The sequence below is a fragment of the Planctomycetota bacterium genome, from assembly GCA_035384565.1.
GTDB lineage: Bacteria > Planctomycetota > PUPC01 > DSUN01 > DSUN01 > DAOOIT01.
Genome location: DAOOIT010000025.1, coordinates 25996 through 47653 on the forward strand (window position 1 = coordinate 25996; position 21658 = coordinate 47653).

Annotated in this window: 21 protein-coding genes; 16 read left to right on the forward strand and 5 right to left on the reverse strand. The window is 70.4% G+C overall.

The window, feature by feature from the left end:
* The first annotated feature begins 520 nt into the window (after positions 1–520).
* The 11 genes from PLE19_11035 (at position 521) to PLE19_11085 (ending at position 13078) form a co-directional block, all read left to right on the forward strand.
* Entirely contained in the window at positions 521–745 is a 225-nt protein-coding gene (locus PLE19_11035; GenBank protein ID HPD15478.1) for a hypothetical protein, read from the forward strand.
* 41 nt (positions 746–786) lie between these two features.
* Positions 787–1116: a hypothetical protein gene (locus PLE19_11040; GenBank protein HPD15479.1), complete on the forward strand. Its 330-nt coding sequence runs from the start codon at positions 787–789 to the stop codon at positions 1114–1116.
* Between the two features lie 3 nt (positions 1117–1119).
* Positions 1120–1476, forward strand: a complete 357-nt coding sequence (locus tag PLE19_11045) for a hypothetical protein (GenBank protein HPD15480.1) — start codon at positions 1120–1122, stop codon at positions 1474–1476.
* A 157-nt stretch (positions 1477–1633) separates the two neighbouring features.
* Entirely contained in the window at positions 1634–2257 is a 624-nt protein-coding gene (locus PLE19_11050) for a DUF1080 domain-containing protein (protein HPD15481.1), read from the forward strand.
* 147 nt (positions 2258–2404) lie between these two features.
* Positions 2405–3533 (forward strand): peptide chain release factor 2 gene (prfB, locus tag PLE19_11055; GenBank protein HPD15482.1). Its coding sequence is split into 2 segments (ribosomal slippage): positions 2405–2473 and positions 2475–3533, totalling 1128 coding nucleotides; the frame shifts between segments, so codons are not numbered across the junction.
* Between the two features lie 16 nt (positions 3534–3549).
* Entirely contained in the window at positions 3550–4851 is a 1302-nt protein-coding gene (gene glyA / locus PLE19_11060; GenBank protein HPD15483.1) for a serine hydroxymethyltransferase, read from the forward strand.
* A 19-nt stretch (positions 4852–4870) separates the two neighbouring features.
* Entirely contained in the window at positions 4871–6580 is a 1710-nt protein-coding gene (locus PLE19_11065) for a PQQ-binding-like beta-propeller repeat protein (protein HPD15484.1), read from the forward strand.
* Between the two features lie 67 nt (positions 6581–6647).
* Positions 6648–7640 carry a GHMP kinase gene (locus PLE19_11070; protein ID HPD15485.1) on the forward strand — a complete coding sequence of 331 codons (993 nt, stop codon included), beginning with the start codon at positions 6648–6650 and terminating at the stop codon, positions 7638–7640.
* A 46-nt stretch (positions 7641–7686) separates the two neighbouring features.
* Positions 7687–11067 carry an Ig domain-containing protein gene (locus PLE19_11075; protein ID HPD15486.1) on the forward strand — a complete coding sequence of 1127 codons (3381 nt, stop codon included), beginning with the start codon at positions 7687–7689 and terminating at the stop codon, positions 11065–11067.
* A 12-nt stretch (positions 11068–11079) separates the two neighbouring features.
* Positions 11080–12117, forward strand: coding sequence for a hypothetical protein (locus PLE19_11080; GenBank protein HPD15487.1), 1038 nt, complete (start codon positions 11080–11082; stop codon positions 12115–12117).
* Between the two features lie 13 nt (positions 12118–12130).
* Positions 12131–13078, forward strand: coding sequence for an NADH:flavin oxidoreductase (locus tag PLE19_11085; GenBank protein ID HPD15488.1), 948 nt, complete (start codon positions 12131–12133; stop codon positions 13076–13078).
* 10 nt (positions 13079–13088) lie between these two features.
* Here the strand turns inward: PLE19_11085 and PLE19_11090 are convergent, their stop codons facing one another.
* The 5 genes from PLE19_11090 to PLE19_11110 all read right to left on the reverse strand — a co-directional run bounded on the left by PLE19_11090 (position 13089) and on the right by PLE19_11110 (position 18188).
* Complete coding sequence (locus tag PLE19_11090; protein HPD15489.1) at positions 13089–14069, reverse strand: sugar phosphate nucleotidyltransferase; 981 nt, start codon at positions 14067–14069, stop codon at positions 13089–13091.
* Between the two features lie 373 nt (positions 14070–14442).
* Positions 14443–15171: a hypothetical protein gene (locus PLE19_11095; protein ID HPD15490.1), complete on the reverse strand. Its 729-nt coding sequence runs from the start codon at positions 15169–15171 to the stop codon at positions 14443–14445.
* 38 nt (positions 15172–15209) lie between these two features.
* The gene (locus tag PLE19_11100) at positions 15210–15542 is read right to left on the reverse strand and encodes a hypothetical protein (GenBank protein ID HPD15491.1); all 333 of its coding nucleotides are present in this window, start codon (positions 15540–15542) and stop codon (positions 15210–15212) included.
* 22 nt (positions 15543–15564) lie between these two features.
* The gene (locus tag PLE19_11105) at positions 15565–16002 is read right to left on the reverse strand and encodes a division/cell wall cluster transcriptional repressor MraZ (protein ID HPD15492.1); all 438 of its coding nucleotides are present in this window, start codon (positions 16000–16002) and stop codon (positions 15565–15567) included.
* 233 nt (positions 16003–16235) lie between these two features.
* Complete coding sequence (locus tag PLE19_11110; protein ID HPD15493.1) at positions 16236–18188, reverse strand: HEAT repeat domain-containing protein; 1953 nt, start codon at positions 18186–18188, stop codon at positions 16236–16238.
* A 474-nt stretch (positions 18189–18662) separates the two neighbouring features.
* Between PLE19_11110 and PLE19_11115 the strand changes: the two genes are divergently transcribed.
* Genes PLE19_11115 through xerC form a run of 5 tightly spaced genes read left to right on the forward strand, consistent with a single transcriptional unit; the run spans position 18663 to position 21633 of the window.
* The gene (locus PLE19_11115; protein ID HPD15494.1) at positions 18663–19124 is read left to right on the forward strand and encodes a hypothetical protein; all 462 of its coding nucleotides are present in this window, start codon (positions 18663–18665) and stop codon (positions 19122–19124) included.
* Complete coding sequence (locus tag PLE19_11120) at positions 19121–19309, forward strand: hypothetical protein (GenBank protein ID HPD15495.1); 189 nt, start codon at positions 19121–19123, stop codon at positions 19307–19309. Before PLE19_11115 ends, PLE19_11120 begins: the two co-directional genes overlap by 4 nt.
* 30 nt (positions 19310–19339) lie before the next feature.
* Entirely contained in the window at positions 19340–20293 is a 954-nt protein-coding gene (locus PLE19_11125) for a Gfo/Idh/MocA family oxidoreductase (protein ID HPD15496.1), read from the forward strand.
* Positions 20290–20712: a hypothetical protein gene (locus PLE19_11130; protein HPD15497.1), complete on the forward strand. Its 423-nt coding sequence runs from the start codon at positions 20290–20292 to the stop codon at positions 20710–20712. The genes PLE19_11125 and PLE19_11130 overlap by 4 nt, the downstream gene beginning before the upstream one ends.
* A 27-nt stretch (positions 20713–20739) precedes the next feature.
* Complete coding sequence (gene xerC / locus PLE19_11135; GenBank protein ID HPD15498.1) at positions 20740–21633, forward strand: tyrosine recombinase XerC; 894 nt, start codon at positions 20740–20742, stop codon at positions 21631–21633.
* Positions 21634–21658: the final 25 nt, after the last annotated feature.

Below are 21658 nucleotides of genomic sequence, written 5' to 3' on the forward strand. Positions count from 1 at the left end.
GCCCCTGGCGCGCCAGAGCGAGAGGCCGCAGGCAGTTTCGGCTCACCTGGGTCTGGCGATCCTGACGTGGCCGCCGTTGGGGAGCGTGGGACGGGTGCCGGGGCGCCAGTGAGGGCCATTCCATAACGATCTATGCCCCAATGCTTTACACCCTCCGGCCATTCCCGTTCCCATCCTTGCTCATCCCGCCGATGAGCGAGTATGGCCGGAGCCGCGAGAATCGCCCATTCTCGCCCATCTACCCATGCTGTATCACTCTCCCCCTCACAGGGTTGATACAGCATGGGAGTCAGGGACCTCCCGCGGGTTCGCAACCCGCGGGAGGTTGGTAAGGCCCCCAGCGCCCGCCATTCCTGGCGCACGCGACCCGCGTTCAACACCCTCAGACATCGCAACCGCCCCGCAATTTCGATCTGCCCATTGCACTGCGCGACTGCCTGTGGTATAGTCCATGTGTTGTGGTTGGACCGTCGGGGGAGTTCGCGGATTCGCAACGACCACTGTAGAGGAGGAGTACACGATGGAAGAAACCGTAACGAAGGCTGAGGCGCAGGAGCTGCGGGACAAGTTCGGTGCGCTGAAGAGAGACCTGGCCGAGGTGACCAAGGAGCTGAAGGATCGGGCCGTCACGGGCACGAAGGAATGGGCCAAGGAGCATCCCGTGGCGGCGGTGGGCGTGGTGGCCGCGCTGGCCGGCGCCATCGGCTTCCTTGTGGGCCTGCTCGTCGGCCGCAACAGGGGCTGAGCGGCAGCCGCGATGCGGCGCGAGAGGGAAGGGGCTCTCGATTGGCTGAGCCGGACCCGAACGGCGAGAGCGATGGCCTGCTGGGCCACCTGAGGCGGGCGACGGAGCACGCCGCGGGCGTGATGCGCTGCTACGTGTCGCTGCTCGTGGGCGATGTGGAGCGGCGCGTCCAGAACGCCCTGCGGCGGGCCGTGCTGCTCGTGGTGCTGGCTGTGGTGGGCCTGATCGGTGCGTCCTTCCTGCTGGTGGGCGTGGCCAGGGTGCTGGATGCGTGGCTGGGGGCCGGGGTGGGCCATGTCGTCCTCGGCGGCCTCATCCTGGCGGCCGTGTTCGTGGCCGCGCTGATGGCGTTCCGCGGCGGAAAGAAGTGACGGATGAGCGATGAACCAGCCGATCTCTCGCGCGTGTCGCCAGAGGAGCTCCGGCGGTTGGCCCGAGCGCACACGGAGGCCCTGTTCGCCGAGTTGAAGGGCGCGTGGGCCCACGTGCGCGAGCACTATGCGCCCGCCCAGGTGGCCCGCAAGCACCCGCTGGCGACGGCGGCGGCGGCCGCGACCGCTGGGCTGCTGCTCGCGCGGGCGGTTCGCCGCAAGGCCGCGCCCGCCCCCGCCTCCGAAGCACGAGGTGGCCTCAAGGGCGCCGTGCTGGGCCTCGCCGGCGCCGCCGCCAGCCGTCTGCTGCCACGCCTCCTCGATGCCGTCCAAGCGCGGCACCGAGAGGGAGAGACATAGACCCAAAAACGCGGGGGGAACCTTCTTGGGAAGAGGTTTCCCCCCGCACCCCTCTTCAAGAACTTCCCCATTTGACACTCAGGAGGGGGCAGGGCTAGAATGTGGCCCGCGTGTGCGAGTGTCGAGGCAGCAGCCACCCTGGACATCGGAGCGAGAGATGGTACGCAACGTGGGCTGTGTGGCGTTGGCGGCGTTGGCGCTGGGCGGCCTGGCGGCGCGGGCGGCCGACGAAGGCTTCAAGCCGCTCTTCGACGGCAAGACGCTCGAGGGCTGGAGCGGCGACCCCGAGCTGTGGAAGGTCGAGGACGGGGCCATCGCCGGCTCGACCGACGAGAAGCCGATCAAGCACAACACCTTCCTCGCGACAACGAAGAGCTACAAGAACTTCGTCCTGCGCCTCAAGTTCAAGCTGCGCAACGGCAACTCAGGCGTGCAGGTGCGCAGCAAGCAGTTCCCCGACTATGTGGTGCGCGGCTACCAGCCCGACATCGCCGAATCCCGCTACACAGGCATTCTCTACGAGGAGGGGGGCCGCGGCATCCTGGCCGACGTCAAGCCCGACGAGGTGGCCAAGGTCGTCAAGAAGGGCGACTGGAACGACTACGTCATCACCTGCGACGGCCCCCGGATCAAGATCGAGCTGAACGGCACGACGACGGTGGATTACACCGAGAAGGACCCGGCGAAGGGCGCGGCAGAGGGGATCATCGCCCTCCAGCTCCACGTGGGGGCGAAGATGAAGGTGTGGTTCAAGGACATCGAACTCAAGGAACTGCCGTAGAGCGCGCGTCCGCGGGCCGTCCGAGCCGCTGCGGGCGGGGCATCCTGCCCGGGCTTCGCTGGGCAAAAAGCCTTGACAGCGCTGCATTTACCCGTACAATATAGCCCCTGTGTCGAATTGCGCCCAGTGCGGGCAGCGAGGGTGTGCATGGAAACCGACTTGCGGGAGCGCCTGGCCGAAGCCCGGCGGCCCCTGGAAGAACTCCTGGTGTCTCTTTGACATCGCGTCGAAAGAGGCCGAGCTGGCCAAGGTCGAGGCCCGCATGGGCCAGCCCAACTTCTGGGCCGACCAGGAGGCCGCCCAGCGCACCGTGAAGGAGCTCAAACGCCTGCGGGCCATCGTTGACCCCCTGCGCGGATTCCAGAAGCGTGCGAAGGACCTCGACGAGTTCCTCACCCTGGCCGCCGACGAAGGGGACCAGGCGGCCCTGGCCGACGTGGAGCGGGACCTCGCGGCCTTCGAGAACGAGCTCGGGCGCTTCCAGCTCAAGGCCATGCTCAGCGGCCGCTACGACAGCCAGGACGCCTTCCTGACCATTCAGGCCGGCGCCGGCGGCACCGAGGCCTGCGACTGGGTGAGCATGCTGCTCCGCATGTACAGCCGCTGGATCGAGCGCAAGGGCTACGACGCGACGATCGTCGACTCGATGGAGGGCGATGCCGCCGGGCTGCGGAGCGTGACACTCGACGTCCGCGGCCCCTTCGCCTACGGCTACCTGCGCACCGAGGTGGGCGTGCATCGCCTCGTGCGGATTTCGCCCTTCGATGCGCAGGCCCGACGGCACACGTCGTTCGCGTCGGTGGACGTGGCGCCGCAGCTCGACGAGGCCGAGGTGGACATCGAGATTGACGAGAAGGACCTGAAGATTGACCGCTTCCGCTCGGGCGGCCCGGGCGGCCAGAACGTGAACAAGGTGGAGACGGCCGTGCGGATCACCCACCTGCCCACGGGCATCGTGGTGGCCGCGCAGACCGAGCGCTCGCAGCACCAGAACCGCGCGGTGGCGATGCGCATCCTCAAGGCGCGCCTCTATGCCCGCCGCCAAGAGGAGCGCGCCGCCGAGCTCGCCGCCCTGAGCGGCACCAAGATGGAGATCGCCTTCGGCAGCCAGCGGCGCAACTACGTCCTCCAGCCCTACAAGCTGGCCAAGGACCTCGTCGCCGACGTGGAGACCAGCGACGTGGACGGCGTGCTCGACGGCGACCTGGACCAGTTCATGGAGGCGTACCTCAAGAAGAAGCTCAGCGAAGGGGCCTTGCAGGCCGCCGGCACATGAGAGGAATCAGGACCTGATGGGCGCCGAAGCGATGGACAACCCGCTGCACCTGGTGGACCCCGAAATCCACGAGGCCGTGTGCCGCGACCTGCACCGCCAGCTCACCCGGATTGACCTGATCGCCGCCGAAAACTACACGAGCGCGGCGGTGCTCATGGCCACCGGCTCGGTCATGACCAACAAGTACGCCGAAGGCTATCCCGGCGCCCGCTACTATGCCGGATGCGAGTGGATTGATGTCGCCGAGCGCCTCGCCATCGAGCGCGCGAAGCAGATCTTCGGCGCCGAGCACGCCAACGTGCAGCCCCACTGCGGCACCCAGGCCAACATGGCCGTCTACTTCGCCTTCCTGAAACCGGGCGACACGATTCTCGCGATGGACCTGGCGCACGGCGGCCACCTCTCGCACGGCGCGCCCAAGAGCTTCTGCGGCGCCCTCTACCACGTGGTGCCCTACAGCGTCAGCCGCGAGACCGAGATGATCGACCTCGACCAGGTGCGCGACCTGGCCCTCAAGCACCGCCCCCGGCTCATCGTCACCGGCGCCAGCTCGTACCCGCGCTTCATCTACTTCGACCAGTTCCACGCCATCGCCCAGGAAGTGGGCGCGCTGCTCATGGCCGACATCGCGCACCCCGCGGGCCTGGTGGCGGCGGGGCTGCACCCCTCGCCCGTGCCCTACGCCGACTTCGTGACCGCCACGACCCACAAGACCATGCGCGGCCCGCGCGGCGGCATCATCCTGTGCAAGCACCAGCACGCCGCGAAAATTGACGCCCAGGTCTTCCCCGGCATCCAGGGCGGCCCCATGATGCACACGGTCGCCGGCAAGGCCGTCGCCCTCAAAGAGGCCCTGAGCCCCGACTTCAAGGACTACCAGGCCCAGATCCTCGCCAACTGCCAGGCCATGCTGCGCGCGCTCCAGGAGCGCGGCTACCGCATCGTCACCGGCGGCAGCGACAACCACCTGTTCCTCGTGGACCTGCGCAACGTGGGCATGACCGGCCGCCTCGCCTGCCAGCTCCTCGACGAGGCCGGCATCACGCTCAACCAGAACCTCATCCCCTTCGACCCCCGCAGCGCGCGCGAGACCAGCGGCATCCGCATCGGCACCCCCGCCGTCACCACCCGCGGCATGAAGGAGCCGGAGATGGCCCTCATCGCCGACTGGATTGACCAGGTGCTGCGGCGCCCCGACGACGAGGCCCTGCGCGCGCGCCTCCGGGCCCAGGTCGAAGAGCTCTGCCTCCAGTTCCCCATCTACACAGGGTTGTCCGGCACCTTTCTGCCGGAGATTGCCGAACGCGTCGGCGCTTGAGTGAGAAGGACGCCCGACCATGCAGAACAGAACGCTGGCTTTCCCGTCCGCTCTGCTCCTCATCGCAGCAGCCGCCTTCGCGGCCGAGGAACGCCCCAAGACGTGGATCGAGCACGTCCGCTTCCACACCCTGAGCACCCTGCGGAGCCTGGGCCGGGAGCTCGACGCGGCCGTCGTCGCCGTGCGCAGCAACGCCACCGGGCTCAAGAACGACGTGACGCAGGGGCTGGCCAGCGTCACGACCGAGGGCCGCCGCGGCCTCGAGCACGCCAGCCGCGCCGTCTCGGCCACCACCGCGCGCGCCTTCCGCGACACCCACGACACCTTTCTGAGCGCCGGCCGCACGCTCGTGCCCGGCGTGGCCAGCCAGCCCAAGGCGAAGACCCCGGTCGCAACCGACCGCCTGGTTGACTCCCCCATGCTCGCTCCCCACTTCCTTCGCGGCAACGACATCATCCTCGCCTGGCACCTCGACACGGGCGACCACCCCTTCCGCCGCAGCGCCGTCCTCAGCGACCGCCTGATCCTTGAGACCGAGGGCCTCGACCTCTTCTCGTTCGAGCCCAGGACCGGCGTCCTCCACTGGCTCTACAGCCTGCCCGGCCCCAGCAACGGCGCCTACGACAGCGACGAGGACGCGATCTTCCTCATCGCGAAGGATATCTACTACGAGATCGACCGGATGGTGGGCCGGCCGCGTCGCCGCTTCGCCCTCACGTTCCCCGCCTCCAATCCCCCGTCCGTGCATGGCAACGAGGTGATCATCAACTCCTGGGAGCGCCGCGTCATCGCCCTGAACCGCGAGACGCGGGTCCGCGAATGGGCCTTCGTGCCCGACGACAACGTCGTCGCCGCCGTCAAGGCCCAGAACGAGCTGGTCTACGTGCCCGACCTCGCCGGCAACCTCTTCGCCTACTCCACCAATGGGCGGCAGGCCCGTTGGACCTACAAGGCGCACGACGCCTTCCGCGTCACCCCCGTCCTCGGCCTCACCAACATGATCCTCCCGGCCGACGACTTCTTCGTCCACTGCGTCAACCGCTTCAGCGGCCTCGCCCACTGGAAGTACCCCGTCCAGGGCCTGGTCACCCAGCCCGTCTGGCTGGAGGAACGCGCCGTCTACTTCGCCGCCGACGGCGACGCCTTCTACGCGGTGGAGCCCAAGGAAGGCAAGCTGATCTGGCGCGTGCCCAAGGGCGGCTGGCCCGTCGCCGTCGGGCAGGAGAACCTCTATATCCAGGGCGCCGGCAAGGAGATCTGGTGCATCGACCGCAAGACGGGCGAGAAGAAGTGGGCCGTCTCCGCCGAGCCCTTCACCTACTTCGTCCGAAACACCGTGAGCGACCACATCTTCCTCGGCACCGATGACGGCCAGATCTACGCCTTCTATCTCCGGGGCGACCACCTCGAGAAGAAGGCCCCGCCCGCGCTCGAGAAGGGCAAAGAGCACGAGGCCCCCGGCGGCGTCGAGCCGCACGAGCCGGGCGCCAAGGAAGACACCGAACACGCCGCGCCCAAGCCCAAGACGCCGGCGCCGAAGCGCCTCGGGCCGCCCGCCAAGAAGGCCGAGCCGCCGGCCGCCGAGGAACCCAAGGCGGAACCGAAGGCCGAGGAAGAGCCGCCCGCGGCCAAGGAGGCGCCCCGCGCGAAAGCCAACACGCCCGCGGGCGAGAAGACCCCCGCCGAGCTCGAAGAAGAAGAGGAGGCCGCGAAGAAGAAGAAAGAGTAGCGCGGCCCGGCCGCGCCCGGCGGCGAAGCAACGGCACCTCGGAAACGTCCGCGCGAGAGAGCACCCCGTGATCATTCGCACCCAAGCCCACGCACGCGCGGCGCTCCTCGGCAACCCGTCCGACGGCTACTACGGCAAGACCATCGCCTTCATCATCCGCAACTTCACCGCCGAGGTCACCCTCTGGGAGAGCCCCGAGCTGGAGATCCTCGACAGCGACGAGGACCGCTCGCGCTTCCGCAGCCTCGACGACCTGGTGCACCAGACCCGCCTCTACGGCTACTACGGCGGCGTGCGGCTCATCAAGGCCGCCATCAAGAAGTTCGCCGAGCACTTCGCCGCCCGCAACATCGTGCTCCCGCACCGCAACTTCACCCTGCGCTATCACAGCACCATCCCGCGCCTCGTCGGCCTGGGCGGCTCCAGCGCCATCGTGGTCGCCGTGATGCGCGCCCTGATGCGCTTCTACGACCTCGAGATCCCCAAGACCATTCTCCCCACGCTCGCCCTGCACGCCGAGACCGAGGAGCTCAAGATCCCCGCCGGCCTCCAGGACCGCGTGATCCAGACCTACGAGGGCGTGGTCTACATGGACTTCGCCCGCCACCTCCTCGAGACGCAGGGCTACGGCGCCTACGAGCCCCTGCCGAAGGACTGCCTGCCCAACCTCTTTGTGGCCTACAGCGAGGAGCACGCCGAGGGCACCGAGGTGACCCACAGCGACCTGCGCAGCCGCTTCGACCGCGGCGATCGCGTCGTCGTGGCGGCCATGAAGAAGTTCGCAAGCTTCGCGGAGCAGGGCCGCGACGCCATCGTCGCCGGCGACACTGCGCGGCTCGGCGAGCTGATGAACGCCAACTTCGACCTCCGCCGCAGCATCATGACCCTCAAGCCGGGCCAGATCGCGATGGTCGAGGCCGCGCGCAAGCTGGGCGCCCCCTGCAAGTTCGCCGGCTCGGGCGGCGCCGTCGTCGGGCTCTACTCCTCCGAGAAGCAATATGCCGCCCTCCGCGACACCTATCGCGCGCTCGGCTGCCGCATCCTCAAGCCCAAGACGTGATGCCGTGTCCCGAGGACGACGCGACCCCCTCTTTCGGGAGAGCCTCATGCCCCTGGAACACGCCCGCCGCCTGCTACCCTCCTTGGTTCTGGCCGCCTCCTGCCTGGCCGTCGCCGGGGAGGCCACGCCGCCCTTGAAGCCCGACCCGCGAGCGCCCGCCGAGTTCGCCGTCACGGACCGGGTGCTGCGCTCGGCCGCCCAGGTGCCGCCCCTGGGCGCCAACGGCTGGGGCCGCTGCGGCGCCATCGAGTGGGCCGCCAACAACTTCGTCCATAACCCCGGCAATGAGCCGATCCACTGGCAGAACCTCCACCGCGCCATCAGGGTCGGCCCCAACTGGTTCGAGATTGACGGCGGCGGGGTCTCGTGGTACGACCTGTGGGCCAGCGGCTTCCTCAGCGGCGCCGACGTGCGCATCTACCGCCTCGCGGACAAGGAGGGCAAGGGCCTGCCGCCCAAGGACGGCTACCTGGACCTGAGCCTCGCCGACCATGTGAAGTTCCTTGGCAGGGCCAAGGTCATCCCCGCCGGCAGCCCCGGGTTCCCCGATGGCGGCTGGGTCGTCTCGGCCTACGGCGACGTGTTCCCCAACGCCTGGATCCGCCACGGCAACACCTCTGTTACCGACTTCTCCGCCGTCGAAAACGGCAGAACCTACTGGTACACCGTCGTGGCGGTGGACAAGGACAACCAGGAATCCGACGTGGCGAGCGAGGCCAGCGCCACGCCGCAGGCCGGCCTCGGCACCCCGCCCCGCATCGTCATCGCCAACGAGGACAAAGTGCCGCTCCTCCTGCCCGGCAAGGCGTTCGACTTCGCCCCGCCCGCCGTCTTCGGCGGCCAGCCGCCCTTCGCCTGGCAGGCCGTGGATGCCCAGGGCAAGCCGGCCCCCCTGCCCGACGGCCTGAAGCTCGACCCCACGACAGGCCGCCTCACGGGCACACCAGCGGGCGTGCTGGAGAACGTGCGGCTCTGGCTCCGGGTCACCGACGCCCGGGGCCGTCACGACACGCGGGCCTACGTGCTCAACCCCAAGGGTTGGGACGAGGCCCCGGCCCCGAAGAGCAAGGCGAGGCCCCCGGCGAAGAAGGGCAACGCCGCGGAGAAGCCCGAGCCGCCCACGGACGTCAAGGCGACCGCCGGCGACGGCTTTGTGACGATCACCTGGAAGCCCAGCCCCGCGCCCGGCGTCGTAGCCTATCGCCTCAAGCGCGCCACGGCGCCCCTCGCGAAGCAGGAGAAGCGCGTGTACCTCGCCGAGGGCGCGCCCGCGCTCGAGCCGCTCGACTACGTGGTCGTCGAGAAGAAGTTCGACCCCTTCGACATGCGGGCCGTCCACCCGCGCGTGCGGGGCATCGGCAACCCCGCACACTCGCCCGCGTGGCACTGGAACGCCGACCTCTCAAGGGTGTCGCTTTCGCTCGTGCCGCACCCGAAGCCTGTGCCGGCCGCGATGCGCGACGCAGGGGAGGCCTGCCTCCAGGTCCGGGCGCCCGAGGGCGAGCACTCGATCAGCCAGACCGTGTTCATCGGCACCGACATGGGCGGCGAGTCGGTGTGGTACGGCCAGCTCGAGCCGGGGTGCAAGTACCGCCTCGAGGTCTGGCTCCGCCAGCAGGGCCTCGCCAACGGCGGCGCCGTGGCCTTCTCCTATGGCAAGGGCTACCCCGAGATCAAACACGCCTTCGCGGTGGGCGACGAGTGGAAGCTGTTCACCTTCGACTTCGTCGGACCCGAGCGGCCGGCCAAGCTCTGGCACTTCGGCCACACGTTCACCTTCAGCGGCCCGGGCACGCTGTGGCTGGACAACTGCCGCATCTTCCGCACCGACATCCCCGGGGCGCTCGAGAAGCCCTACGTGCCGCATCCCGTGGTGCTCGACGAGCTGCTCGCCTCGCAGCCCGCGGCGGGACGCAAGGGCGCCCATCGCATCTGGTTCCTCGACCGCGACGCCACGATGGCCTCGATCCTCTCGTGGCACGCCACCTCGCAAGTGCGGCCCGACTGGCGCACCGCCGTCAGCGGCACGATGGCCATGACGCTGCCCATGGCGCTCGAGTTCGACCGCTGCACCGGCCCCGACGCCGCCTCGCGCATGCGCCCCTGGCTCGTCCTCCAGCACCTCTGCCACGACGAGGCCGACTGGCTGGCCCTCGTCGAGTACCTCGCGGCGCCCTACGACCCGAAGGCCGACACCCCCGAGGCCAAGCCCTGGGCCTTCCGCCGCTTCCAGCAGCGCGGCCTCGGCACGCCCTGGACCGATGAGTTCGCCGAGATCATCGTCGAGTTCGGCAACGAGACCTGGCACAACGGCGTCTTCGACGACTGGCTCGGCTTCCGCACCCGCAACTGGGTGCACGCCGGCGGCCCCGAATACGGCCTCTTCTGCCGCTACCTCATCGAGAACATGAAGAAGAGCCCGCACTGGAAGCCGCAGGGCCTCGACAAGAAAATCCGCTTCTGCCTCGGCGCCAACTACGACGGGCGGATTGACAAGGACGGCCAGGTGCGCGGCTATGGCGAGGAGGCGATGCAGACCTGTCCCCACGCCGACATCCTGGGCCACGCCAACTACGTGGGGCCGAAGTGGGAGACCGGCGACAAGTCCTCCGGCGTCTTCGACGACCACGGCGTACAGGAGACCCTCCTGGGCTTCCTCACCGGCGTGCGGGCGGGCCAGGAGCGGATGCGCGACGCCCGCGAGCAGCTCGCCCGGACCCATCACCCCTACGACATCGCCGCCTACGAGGGCGGCCCCAGCGGCTACGCGCTGCCCGGCCGCGACAACGCCGCCCAGCGCGAGGCCAACGAGAACTACGGCAAGAGCCTGGCCATGGCCGTCGCCTGCGCCGATGCGTGGCTCGGCAGCTATGAGCTCGGCTGGACCGACCAGTGCTTCCTCGGCTACGGCCAGGGCAACTACTGGAACAGCCACACCTGGTTCACCAACGGCTTCCGCCCTTGCCCCGGCTGGCAACTGCTCGCGATGCGGAACCGCCATGCCTCGGGCGACCTGGTGGCCGTCGAGACGCGCGCCGTGCCCGCCCTCGAACGCCGCACAGGCCGGGCAACGGCCACATATCCCCTGCTCGGCGCCTACGCGATGCGCGACGGCGGCCGCTGGAGCGTCTTCGTCGTCTCGCGCAAGCTCGACGGCGCGCACGACGGGGCGGATTTCGGCGACGGCTACACGCCCGTGACGCTGCGGCTGCCCTTCGCCAAGGCAGCGAAGATCACGGTCCACAAGCTCACCGGCGACCCGCGGGCCAACAACCGCCAGAAGCTCAACATCGCCCCGCAGTCGCAGGAGGTGCCGGCAACCGCCCTCAAGGAAGGGGTCCTGGCGATCAACGCCGAGACTGGCGGCGGCCAGGGCGGCATGCCGCCGGGCTCGATCTTCCTTTACGTGATCGAAGGCGCCAAGTGACCGGAGGCCGCTGTGACGAAGCGTGACCGGCTGTGTGCCCCCTGGGCCGTGTGTCTTTGGAGCGCCCTTGTGGCGTTCATGGCGGTTGGCGCCGAGGCGCCGAAACCGCAGGACCCCGCGGTCTGCCGCGCGGCGGCGCTCGAGGCGGAGAGAGCCGAGAAATGGGCCGCCGCGCTCGACGCCTGGGAGCGGGTGCTCGACCGCTGCATCACGACGGAGGAGCAGCGCACCGAGGCCCGCGCGCACATCAAGACCCTGCGCCCGAAGGTCCCGCGCAACACCGACCCCACGAAGGCCAACCCCTGGAGGGTGCTGGTGGTGATCTTCCGCCACCTGAAGTTCGCCTGGAAGGACGGCGACAAGACCATCGAGGTGCACAAGACCATCAGCCCCGCCGACGAAAAGAAGATCCGCGCGAGCTTCGAGTGCTTCGCGAAGCACGTCTTCCAGTTCTCCAGCGGCAGGTTGCGCATTGACCCCGATATCGTGGTGGTGGACGAGCCGCTCACGACGCTCCACGGCAAGGGCAAGGGGCCGTTCTCGCCTGCGCCCCACCTCCTCCGCCCATTCACCGACCCGCTCGTCAAAGGCAAGCAGTACGACACCGTCTTCGCCTACGTGAAGTACGACAGGGACGAGGGGCCGAACGTGCCCGCCCCGTTCGTGGCCGCCACGTTCGCGAGCATCCAGGATGTCGGCGGCGCGGGCTTCGTCATGGTGCCCTGGCACACCAACTACCCCTTCCGGGGCGAGACCGACGGCGAGATGGAGCTGCACGAGTGGCTCCACCAGATTGACTGGATGTTCCGCCACGTGCTGCACTACCCCGAGGAGCTGGTGCCGACGAGCGACGCGGGCCGCTTCGAGGACGAGAACCGCCCCGGCGGCGACCCCGAGTACGGCCGCAAGCGCTCCGAGACCACCTGGATCCGCTTCTACCAGCACATCATGGAGGACCACGTCACCCGGCAGATGTGGTCCGAGGCCACGATGCGCCTCGCCCTCGGCCAGGCGCCGCCGGGCGACGTGATCGCACCGCCGAAGAAGTGAACAGGAGGACGACATGGCCGCTGTTGACACCCACGCGCTGTTCCAGCCCCTGACCGTCAAGGGCAAGACGCTCCGCAACCGCCTCGTCATGCCGCCGATGGTCGTCCTGCGAAGCCTTACGGGCGCCGACGGCGTCGAATGGTACGGCCGCCACGCGCGGGGCGGCGTGGCCCTCGTCATCGTCGAGGCCACCTCGGTCAACCGCTTCGGCACCGAGCTGACGCCCGAGACCCTCCGGCCGCTCGTGGACGCCATTCACGCGGGCGGCGCGCTCGCCGCCATCCAGCTCTTCCCCGTCACGTTCGGCAAGCCGGTGCACCCGGCTCGCCTCAAGCGCGAGGAGATTCACGCCATCATTGCCGCCTACCGCGCCGCGGCGGGCATCTGCGCCCAGGCCGGCTTCGATGGCGTCGAGCCCCACGGCGCGCACGGCTACCTGCTCAACCTCTTCTTCAGCCCCGAACGCAACATCCGCAAGGATGAGTTCGGCGGCTCTCTCGAGAACCGGATGCGGTTGGCCCTGGAAATCTCGCGTGCCGCGCGCGAGGGCATCGGACCCGACCGCCTGCTCCTCTACCGCCACACGCCCGTCGGCGACGGCTACGGCATCGAGGAGAGCGTGGCTCTGGCCGAGCAGCTTGTGAAGGCGGGGGTGGACATTCTGGACATTTCGCCGTCGAGCATCGAGGCGCCGGGCGACCGGGCCGCGCCCTTCCGCCGGTTCGGCGTGCCTGTCATCACGGTGAATGGGCTGGACCGCGTGGAGCGCGCCGTCGAGGCCCTCGAGCAGGGGAGGGCGGACCTGGTGGCCGTCGGCCGCGGCCTGATCGCCGACCCCGACTGGCCGATCAAGGTCAGGGAGGGGCGCCTCGCCGAGATCGTCCGCTGCACCTACTGCGACGAGATGTGCTTCGGCAACCTGCGCAAAGGCATCCCCATCGCCTGCACCCAGTGGGCGTAGCGGGCGGGGTCTACCTGGGGAGCACGTGGGGGAGCACCGCGGGCTGGGCCGGCGTGCCGACGAGGCATGCGCCGGGGGGAACCGCCGCGTGGAGGCCGACGACGGCGCAATCCACCACCGCTTCCGCCCCGACGGCCGCTCCGTCCATCACCACGGCGTCGCGGATGTGCGCGCCGTCGCCCACCGTGCATCCGCGGCCGATGCTCGCGTGCGGGCCGAGGCGGCAGCGGCCGATCGAGCTGCCTGGGCCGATCGCCACGGGGGGGTCGAGGCCCAGCTCGCCGAACAGCTCGCGCTGGGCCTCGAGATACGTCGCGGGGTCGGTGAGATTCACCCAGAAGCCCGGCAGATCGTAGGCGCGCACGTGCAGCCCCTCGTCGAGGAGCATGCGGATGGCGTCGGTGAGCTCGTACTCGCCCCGGGGCGAAAGGCCCACGCGGCGCAGGCGGTCGAAAATGAGCGGCGGGAAGACGAAGAGGCCGGCATTGATATAATGGGTCGTGGTGTCGCCCGGCTTCGGGCGCTCGACGATGCGGGTGACGCGGCCGCCCTCGACGTACACCGCGCCCCCCGAGGCCGGGTCGCGGAAGTAGCGCACGGCCAGTACTGCGTCGGGCTTCTCCTCGGCATGCAGGCGCACGATATCGGCCGCGTGCCGGCGCGAGGTCACGATGTCGCCGAACATCATCAGGAATGGCTCGCCGGCGGCGAAATCCTCGGCCAGCGCCGTGGCCTGGCCGGTGCCCTTGGGGTCGCGTTGGACGATGTAGGAGAGCCGCACCCCGCCGCAGCGCCCGCCGAGCGCGGCGCGCACCTGCTCGGCCTGGTGGCCGATGACGAGGAGCAGTTCGCGCACGCCGGCGGCCTCGAACTGCCCGATGGTGTGCACGAGTGCCGGGCGATTGGCCACGGGCAGCAGCGGCTTGGGCAACACGTCGCACAAGCCCTGCATCCGCGTGCCCTTGCCCGCCGCCAGAAGAACCGCTTTCATAGGAGAACCTCAAGAGATGCAGAGCGGGGAGGCGCTTCTTGACAAGAAGTTCCTGCCCGCACCCCTCTTCAGAAACTCTCACGCTGGATGCCGGCTTCGCCTGGCCTGGGAGGCCAGGCGAAGCCGCCGCCCAATGTAGAGGTTCTTGGAAGGGTGGGGCGAGGAGAGGACCTTCTCTCAAGAAGGTCTCCCTCTCCTTCTCCCTGGCTTCCATTGACCCGTCAACAAGAAAGAGTTGGTGAGGGGGGAACCTGCGTTTTCCTGAGAGCAGTGTTGGGGCTCCGGGACGCCTGTCCTGTCAGGCGCCCGGAGCTGTTCCCCCCTCACCAACCAGAAAGCTGGCGAGGGCCCCTGCCGCCCGCCGGCCGGCCGCTCAACGGCCATTGACGGCCACGTAGCTGCGCGACCGTGCGGGCGTGTTGCGCCGCAGAAGCTCCAGCGCGCGCTGCTCGGTGCGGCGGCCCATGACGCCGTCGGCCGGGAGCCGGTTGCGTTGCTGGAACGTCTTCACCGAGTCATAGCCGAGACGGCGGAGCAGCTCGGAGAGCTGCTGCGCGCGGGTGACGGTGGTCTCGTCGAGCACGCCGTCGGAGCGGGTGCCCATCATCTTCGCCTGGAAATGCTCGACCGAGCTGTAGCCGAGCGCGGCGAGGGTGCGTTGCGCGCCCGAGCGGTCGGGGGCCGGCCGCGCCGGCCCGCTCGGCGCCGGCGACGCCGCGGGCGGAGCAGGAGGCCGGGGCGCCGGGGGCGGAGCCACTGCCGGCAGCGTGGGCGGCACGCTGGGCAGACTCTGCACCAGGGCCGAGGGCGGCATCGCGGGCACGTCCAGGGGCGGCAGGCCGGGGTCGCTGGCCGGAGCCGGCCGCCAGCCAAGATCGGCGCGGGCCAAGCGCGCGATGTAGTAGCGGTCCGCCGTCAGCGCCTCGGCTTCGCGGCGCAGCGCGCGGCCGCGCTCGCGCAAGGCGGCCAGCGCGGCGGTCTCGCGGCGCTCGCGGCAGAGCAGCGCGGCGAGATGCGCCTGGTTCGCGGCGCTCTGCTCGCGGAAGCTCACCACACCCAGCGCGGCCAGACACCCGATGAGGATGGCTTCACGCAGTGTCATGCGTCACCTGTTCGCTCCCCGCCCGCGCGGCGCGGGCGCTAGTGCCCCTTCTTCGCACGGGCCACGGTGGGCGCCTTGTCTCTCGCCTTCTCCTCCTCCTTGGCCTTCGCAAGCTGCTGGTCCACCAGTTGGTCGGGAGGGAGGAGCTCGAGCTGGAGGTCTCTGACTTTCCCGGCGAGCGCGGCCGGCGTCCTGAGCTGCGCCACCTGGGCTTCGAGCTTGCGGTTGGCCTCGACCAGCCTGCGGTGCTCGCCCTCGAGTCGCGCCACGCGGTAGCCGGCGTGGGTCACGGCGGCGCGCTCCGAGATGAGGAAGAGGGCGCCGGCGACCGCGAGGGCCACGACGACAAGGAATGCGACGAGGCGCGCCACAGGGCCAGTCTCCTGGCGGGGATCAGCCGAACACGCGGGGAGCCAGCCGCTGGTACGCCGCGCGCCGAGCCGTCTCGCGGCTTTCGTAGACGGCGGCGCCCCAGAACTCTATCGCATCCACCACGCCCACAATCGTCACGTCCTTCTCGATTGCGGCGTGGGCGCGCAGGAAGTCCGGCAACCGAATGCGCCCCTGGCTGTCGGGCACCACGGTGGTGGTGATGCTGCCAAGGGCGCGCTTGAAGTCGCGCACGGCGGTCTTCCCGAGCGAGGCATCGGCCTCCAGGTCAGCCAGCAGCTTCGCCAGCCGCTCCTGGGTGTAGGCCACGATGCACGGCTCCGCCCCGCATGTCAGGCAGAGGCCCTGGGCGAGTGCCTCGCCTGCCGCCTCGCGGAGTCGGGCGGGAAGGGCGATGCGGAACTCCTTGTCAAGGCTGTGGGTGAACTCGCCGAGGAACACTGCCGCTGTGCTCCAATATTCCCCGCTTTCCCCCACTTTGCCCCTAACAGTCTATCGCCTGCCCCGCGCTTGTCAAGGGCCTTTTGGCGATTTGGCACGCTTTTTCGGGGAGAAGACTACAGAATGGGGGATCGAGAGCCAGGAGACACTAAGGGTTGTATGCCCGGCGCCGCGAAGGGAACAGGCATGGGCCAACGCTACGGTGCGAGCGCGCGGGGAGTTGCGGCGCGGTGTCAGTGCGGTTTCGGGGAGCTCTGAGCGAGCTTCTGCAAGGCGTAGCTGGCCGCGCGAGCGGCCTCGGAGTCGTCGTCTGCCCTGCTGGCGGCCTCGAGGGCCTTCCGGGCCGCCGCGGCGTGCGGGGAGGCGGGGTGGCGACGCAGGAGTTCGCCGACGCCCCACACAACCTCGGCCTTGGCGTCGTCGGCCGCGGTGCCGAGGCGGTCGAGCAGCGGCTTGAGGGCCTCGGCGTCGCCCACGCGCCCCAGCGCGCCGGCGGCCAGCGCCACGAGCGCGTCGTCCTGCAGGGCGGCCACAAAGGTGTCCTGCGCCGCAGGCCCTTGTGCCTCGAGTGCCGTCGCGGCGTGCCACTGCACGCTCTCGTCGGTATCCTTGAGACGCTGGGCGAGGGCCGCGATGGCCTTGGGGTCCTTGAACTGGGCGAGGGCCACGGCGGCCACGCGACGCACGTCGGGGTCGCTGCACTCGGCCGCGAGCGTGATGGGGTCGAGGGCCGCGGCGGCGGCCTCGGCGCCGATCTGTTCGGCAATGCGCCCGAGCCCCGCCACGATGCCCCAGGCCGTGTACTTCGCTGCGCGGCCCTCTGCTTTCTTCTGGATGCGGTCGAGCGCGCCGCGAAGATGCTCGAGCAACACGGGCACGGCCTTGGGTCCCAGGGTGCCGAGGGCGTCGGAAGCGTCGGCGCGAATCTTCACCTCCTCGTCGCCGAGGAGGTCCACCAGGTACTTCACGGCCTCGAGGTCGCCTTTGCGGCCGAGGGCCTGGGCGGCGACCAGTTTCACGATGCTGTCGTCGTCGCCCATCGCCTGGCGGAGCGCGCTGAGCGCGGCGTCGGATTCGGAGGTGGCGAGCACGCCGGCGGCGGCCCGCTTGATCCGGGCGCGCTCGCCGGCGGCCGGGTCGAGCAGGCCGGCGAGCTTCGCGTCGCGCTCGCCGCTGGGCAGGAGCACCAGGGCTTCGATGGCATCGGCGCGGGCGCCGGCGTCGAGCCGGCGGTCGAGGGCGTCGGTAAACAGCTTGTCGCGGCACCGGGCGGTGGCGGTGGCGATGCGGTCGAGGAAGGCGGCGACGAGGTCGGGCGCGTGTGGCTGGAGCTGCCGCGCGGCCAGCAGCGCCACGCGGCTGTCGTCGTCCTTGGCGAACATGGCGGGGAGCAGGGCCTGGAGCTTCTCGGGAAAGCCCGCGGGCTGGCCCGTCTTGGCGATCTCCAGGCAGTGGCACAGGGCGGCATAGCGCACGTCGCGGGCCTTGTCCTCGGCCGCGCGCTGAAGCAACAGGTCGGCGGCGCGCGGGTCGCGCGAGGCGGCCAGCTCGCGCACCGTGTCGAGGCGGATGTCGTCGTCGGTGCTCGCGATGCGTTCGAGCAGGCGGCCCCAGTCCTTCTCGGCGGCGGCGGCCGGCGGCTCCTGGGGCGGGGCGAGGGTGTGGATCGAGCGCAGCGCGTTGCGGGCGAGCGCCTCGGTGGCCGCGGCGATCAGCTCGGCGTCGTCGCCGCGGAAGGCGAGGACCAGGTCGTTGGCGGGCGCGGAGAGCTGGGTGAAGTGGCCCAGAGCCTTCGCGGCGGCGATCCGCAGGGCGTGGTCGCTGCCCTTCAGCACCTCGAGCAGCGGCGCGGCCGCCGTTTCGGCCTCGGCCTTCGCCAGCGAGGCCCTGGCGGCGATCACGCCCAGGGCCTCCGCCGCCGCCGCTCGCAGGGTCTGCGGGTCGCGGCGGATGCCGTAGTCGTTCACCGTCTTCTCGATGTCTTTGAGCGTCAGGAGGTTGCTCAGCGGCTTGATCACCGAGCGGCCGTGTTCGGCCAGCGTGCGCTCGGCGCGCGAGCGGGTCGCCGCGTTCGAGAGGTCGGCCAGCAGCTTGTCCACGTCGTGCGCCCCGCCGCCCGAGCAGCCCGCCAGCAGCAGGCCCAGCGGCGCGAGGGCGAGGAGGGGCAGGGTCCGTCGTCGTCTCATGGCAACCGCCTCCGCGCGGAGTGGTGAGTGCGTCCTGCGGCGCGAGGCGGAGTATAGCACGTCCCCGCGCGGCGAGTCAACCGCGCGTCCGGGAACGGGCATCGCCCCAATCCTGGCGCCCGCGTTCGCCTGCCGTGTCTTGGAAACCAGACACGGCGCCGCCATACCTGCTCAGCTCTTCTGCCGCCGAGAGATGAGCAGGTATGGCGCTTTGGCGATCCGGGCGGCTCTACGGCCTCTCCACCCATACTTGCTCAATTTCCTCCCCCCCTGGGATGAGCAAGTATGGCGTTTGGGCGATCCGGGCGGCGCGGCGGCCTTTCCGGCCATACTTGCTCAATCTCCTCCCTCCTGAAGTGAGCAAGTATGATGGTGGGGCGTTCGGGCCTCTTCGGGGGCCGCGGGGGCGCCGCGCGTCGGTTGATTTGCGGGCGGGTTTGGTGTACATTCTGCGTGTGATTGGAAGGGAGCGCAATGTCGGCGATCACTCCTGAGGCGGTGGCGACGGGTCGGGACCCGGGCCAGACGCTGCTGTTGGCGTGGCTGTTGCCGGGGGCCGGGCACTGGTTTGCCGGGCTGCGTGGCCGCGCGCTGCTCTACGGCGCGTCGGTGATCGGGCTGTTCCTGGCGGGCCTCGCAATGGGCGGGCTGGTGACCGCGTCGGTGTACGGGCACAAGTGGGCGTTCCTTCTCCAGATGTTCAACGGGCCGCTGGCGATGGCGGCCGCGGTGGGGCACTACGCGGCGCGGCAGGCGCTCGCCGGCGCCGGCGCGGCGGCGTGGCTGAGAAACCTGGTGTCGCCCGGGCCATCGCCCGTGGCCGACCTGGGGATGACGTTCACGCTGGTGTCGGCGGCGTTCAACGTGCTGGTGCTGGCCGACGCCTACTATCTGGCCGACCGGCCCGCGGAACCGACGGCGGAGGCCTCCTCGTGAGCGAGTCGGCGTTGCGCTACGTGGCGGGACTGGTGCTGTGCGCGGTGATCGCGGTGGCCTACAGCGCCACGCGCAAGCAGGGGCTGCGCGCCATCGCGCGCGACAGCGTGGTCGTGTTCGGCTGCATGCTGGGCGTGGTGGCCGCGGTGGCCGCGGTGGTGTGGGGGCTGTGCGCGCTGAAGTAGTCTCCTTGGGGGCCAGGAGTCCTCGGGGCCATGTCGCTTCGGGTCGCGGTGCTGGGCGCGTCGGGGTTCGGGCGGCACCATGCCAAGTGGTACGCCGAGCTGGGCTGCGAGGTGGTGGCCTTCCTGGGCTCGTCGCCGCGGAGCGTGGAGGCCACGGCGCAGGCCCTGCGCCAGGCGATCGGGTTCGAGGGGCGCGGCTACACGTCGCTCGACGCGTTGCTGGCCAGCGCCCGGCCCGACGCGGTGAGCGTGTGCACGCCGCCGCCGCTGCACGGCGAGCACGCGCTGGCAGCGCTCGAGGCCGGCTGCGCGGTGCTGTGCGAGAAGCCGTTCGTGTGGCGGCCGGGCGCGCCCGGCGCCACGCTGGCGGCCGAGGCGGCGCGGCTGGTGCGGGTGGCCGAGCGCCAGCGGCTCGTGCTGGCGGTGAACACCCAGTACGCGGCCGCGGCGGAGGAGTACCGCCAGCTCGCGCCCGACGCCGTGGCGGCGCCCGAGCGCTTCTTCGGCGAGATGGCCTCGAAGCTCAAGCCCGACGGCCCCCGCGGCCGCGACATCGTGGTGGACCTCCTGCCCCATCCGCTGAGCGTGCTGCTCGCGCTGCTGCCCGAGGCCGAGCTGCGGCCCGGCTCGGTGCGGGCGGCCATCGAGGCCGAGAGCACGACGGCCCGGTTCCAGGTGGCGGCGGCGGGCCGCACCGTGGCCGCCACGGTGCGCGTGGCCAAGCTGCCCGAGGCCCCCTTCCCGCGCCGCTTCGGCCTCAACGACCAGATCGCCGAGGTGGGCACCCGCGCCGACGAGCAGGGCGTCTACCGCGGCATGGTGAGCCTGGGCGGCCGCGAACGCGTGTGCGACGATTTCATGCGGACCTCGCTCGCCCGCTTCTGCCGCGCCGCGCGGGGCGAGGGCCCGCCCCTGGTGGACGCCCGGGCCGCCCTGCGCAATCTCGAGATGCTTCTCGGCATCCTCGGGGAGGCCCGGCGGTGAAGCCCGAGAGCCTCTTCCGCGAAGCCCAGGCCGAGGTGGACCGCCACAAGTACCTCGAGAGCGAGAAGCGGGGCTACGACCTCGGCCACGACGCGGTGGACGACTGGCACCGCCGCTACTGGACCCTCTGGCTGCGGCACCGGTGGCTCGAACACCTGCTCGGCCAGCGCTGCTGGGAGGAACTGGAGGTCTGGCGCTTCGGCCGCCTGCGCACCCTGTTTGCGGGCCACGAGGCCCTGCTCGAGGAGATCGCCACCCTGGTGCGCCGCGGCGCCGAGAACACCGATGTCGTCTTCTGGGCCGCCCGCACCCATCTGAGCGAAATGCCCCTCATCGAGAGCATTCTCACCGAGGTGCGCATCAACGAGATCCGCTGCTCGCGCCAGTGCTTCCTCTTCGCCAAAGAGCCCGAGGACTGACCCGCCCCGGGCGGCCGGGAGGCCGACGTGTCGCTCTTCGTGGACAGGTTTCTCGGCTACCTCGAGGGCGAGCGCGGCTACTCGCCCCAGACGCTCCGCGCCTACGCCGCCGACCTGGCCGGCTTCGCCGACTTCGCGGCCCGCGGGGCGGACGACTTCGACCCCGCCGCGGTCACCACGGTGCAGCTCCGCGGCTACCTGGCCCGCCTGCGGAACCAGGGGGCGGCGCGCAGCACCACCGCGCGGAAGATCGCCTCGCTGCGCTCCTTCTACAGATACCTGCTGCGCGAGGGCATCGTCAACCACAACCCCGCCAGCGATCTGCGCCTGCCGCGCCGCGAGAAGCGCCTGCCGGTGTTCCTCGACGAGGCTGAGGTCGCCCGCCTCCTCGCCACGCCCGACCCCGCCGATCCGGCCGGCTGTCGCGACCGCGCGATCCTCGAGGTCCTCTACAGCACCGGGATGCGCATCAGCGAGCTGGCGGCGGTCAGCTTCGAGGATCTGGACCTCCTGGGCGAGGTCCTCAAGGCGCGGGGCAAGGGCAAGAAAGAGCGTCTGGTGCCGCTCGGCGGCCCGGCGCTTCAGGCGCTGCGCGACTACCTGGCCGTCCGGCCCTCGCTCGCCGGCGGCCGTCGCGTCAGCGCGCGCGCTCTCTGGCTCAACAAGGGCGGCACCCGGCTGTCCGACCGCGGGATTCGCCGCCTCTTCGAGAAGCACGCGCGCGCCGCCGGCCTGCCCGCCACGGTGACGCCGCACACGCTCCGCCACAGCTTCGCCACGCACATGCTCAACCGGGGGGCCGACCTGCGGGCCGTGCAGGAGCTGCTCGGCCACGCCAGCCTCGCCAGCACCCAGGTCTACACCCACGTCACCACCGAGAAGCTCAAGAGCGTCTACGGCAAGGCCCATCCCCGCGCGTAGGCCATCTTGAGAGTTCTTGGAGGGG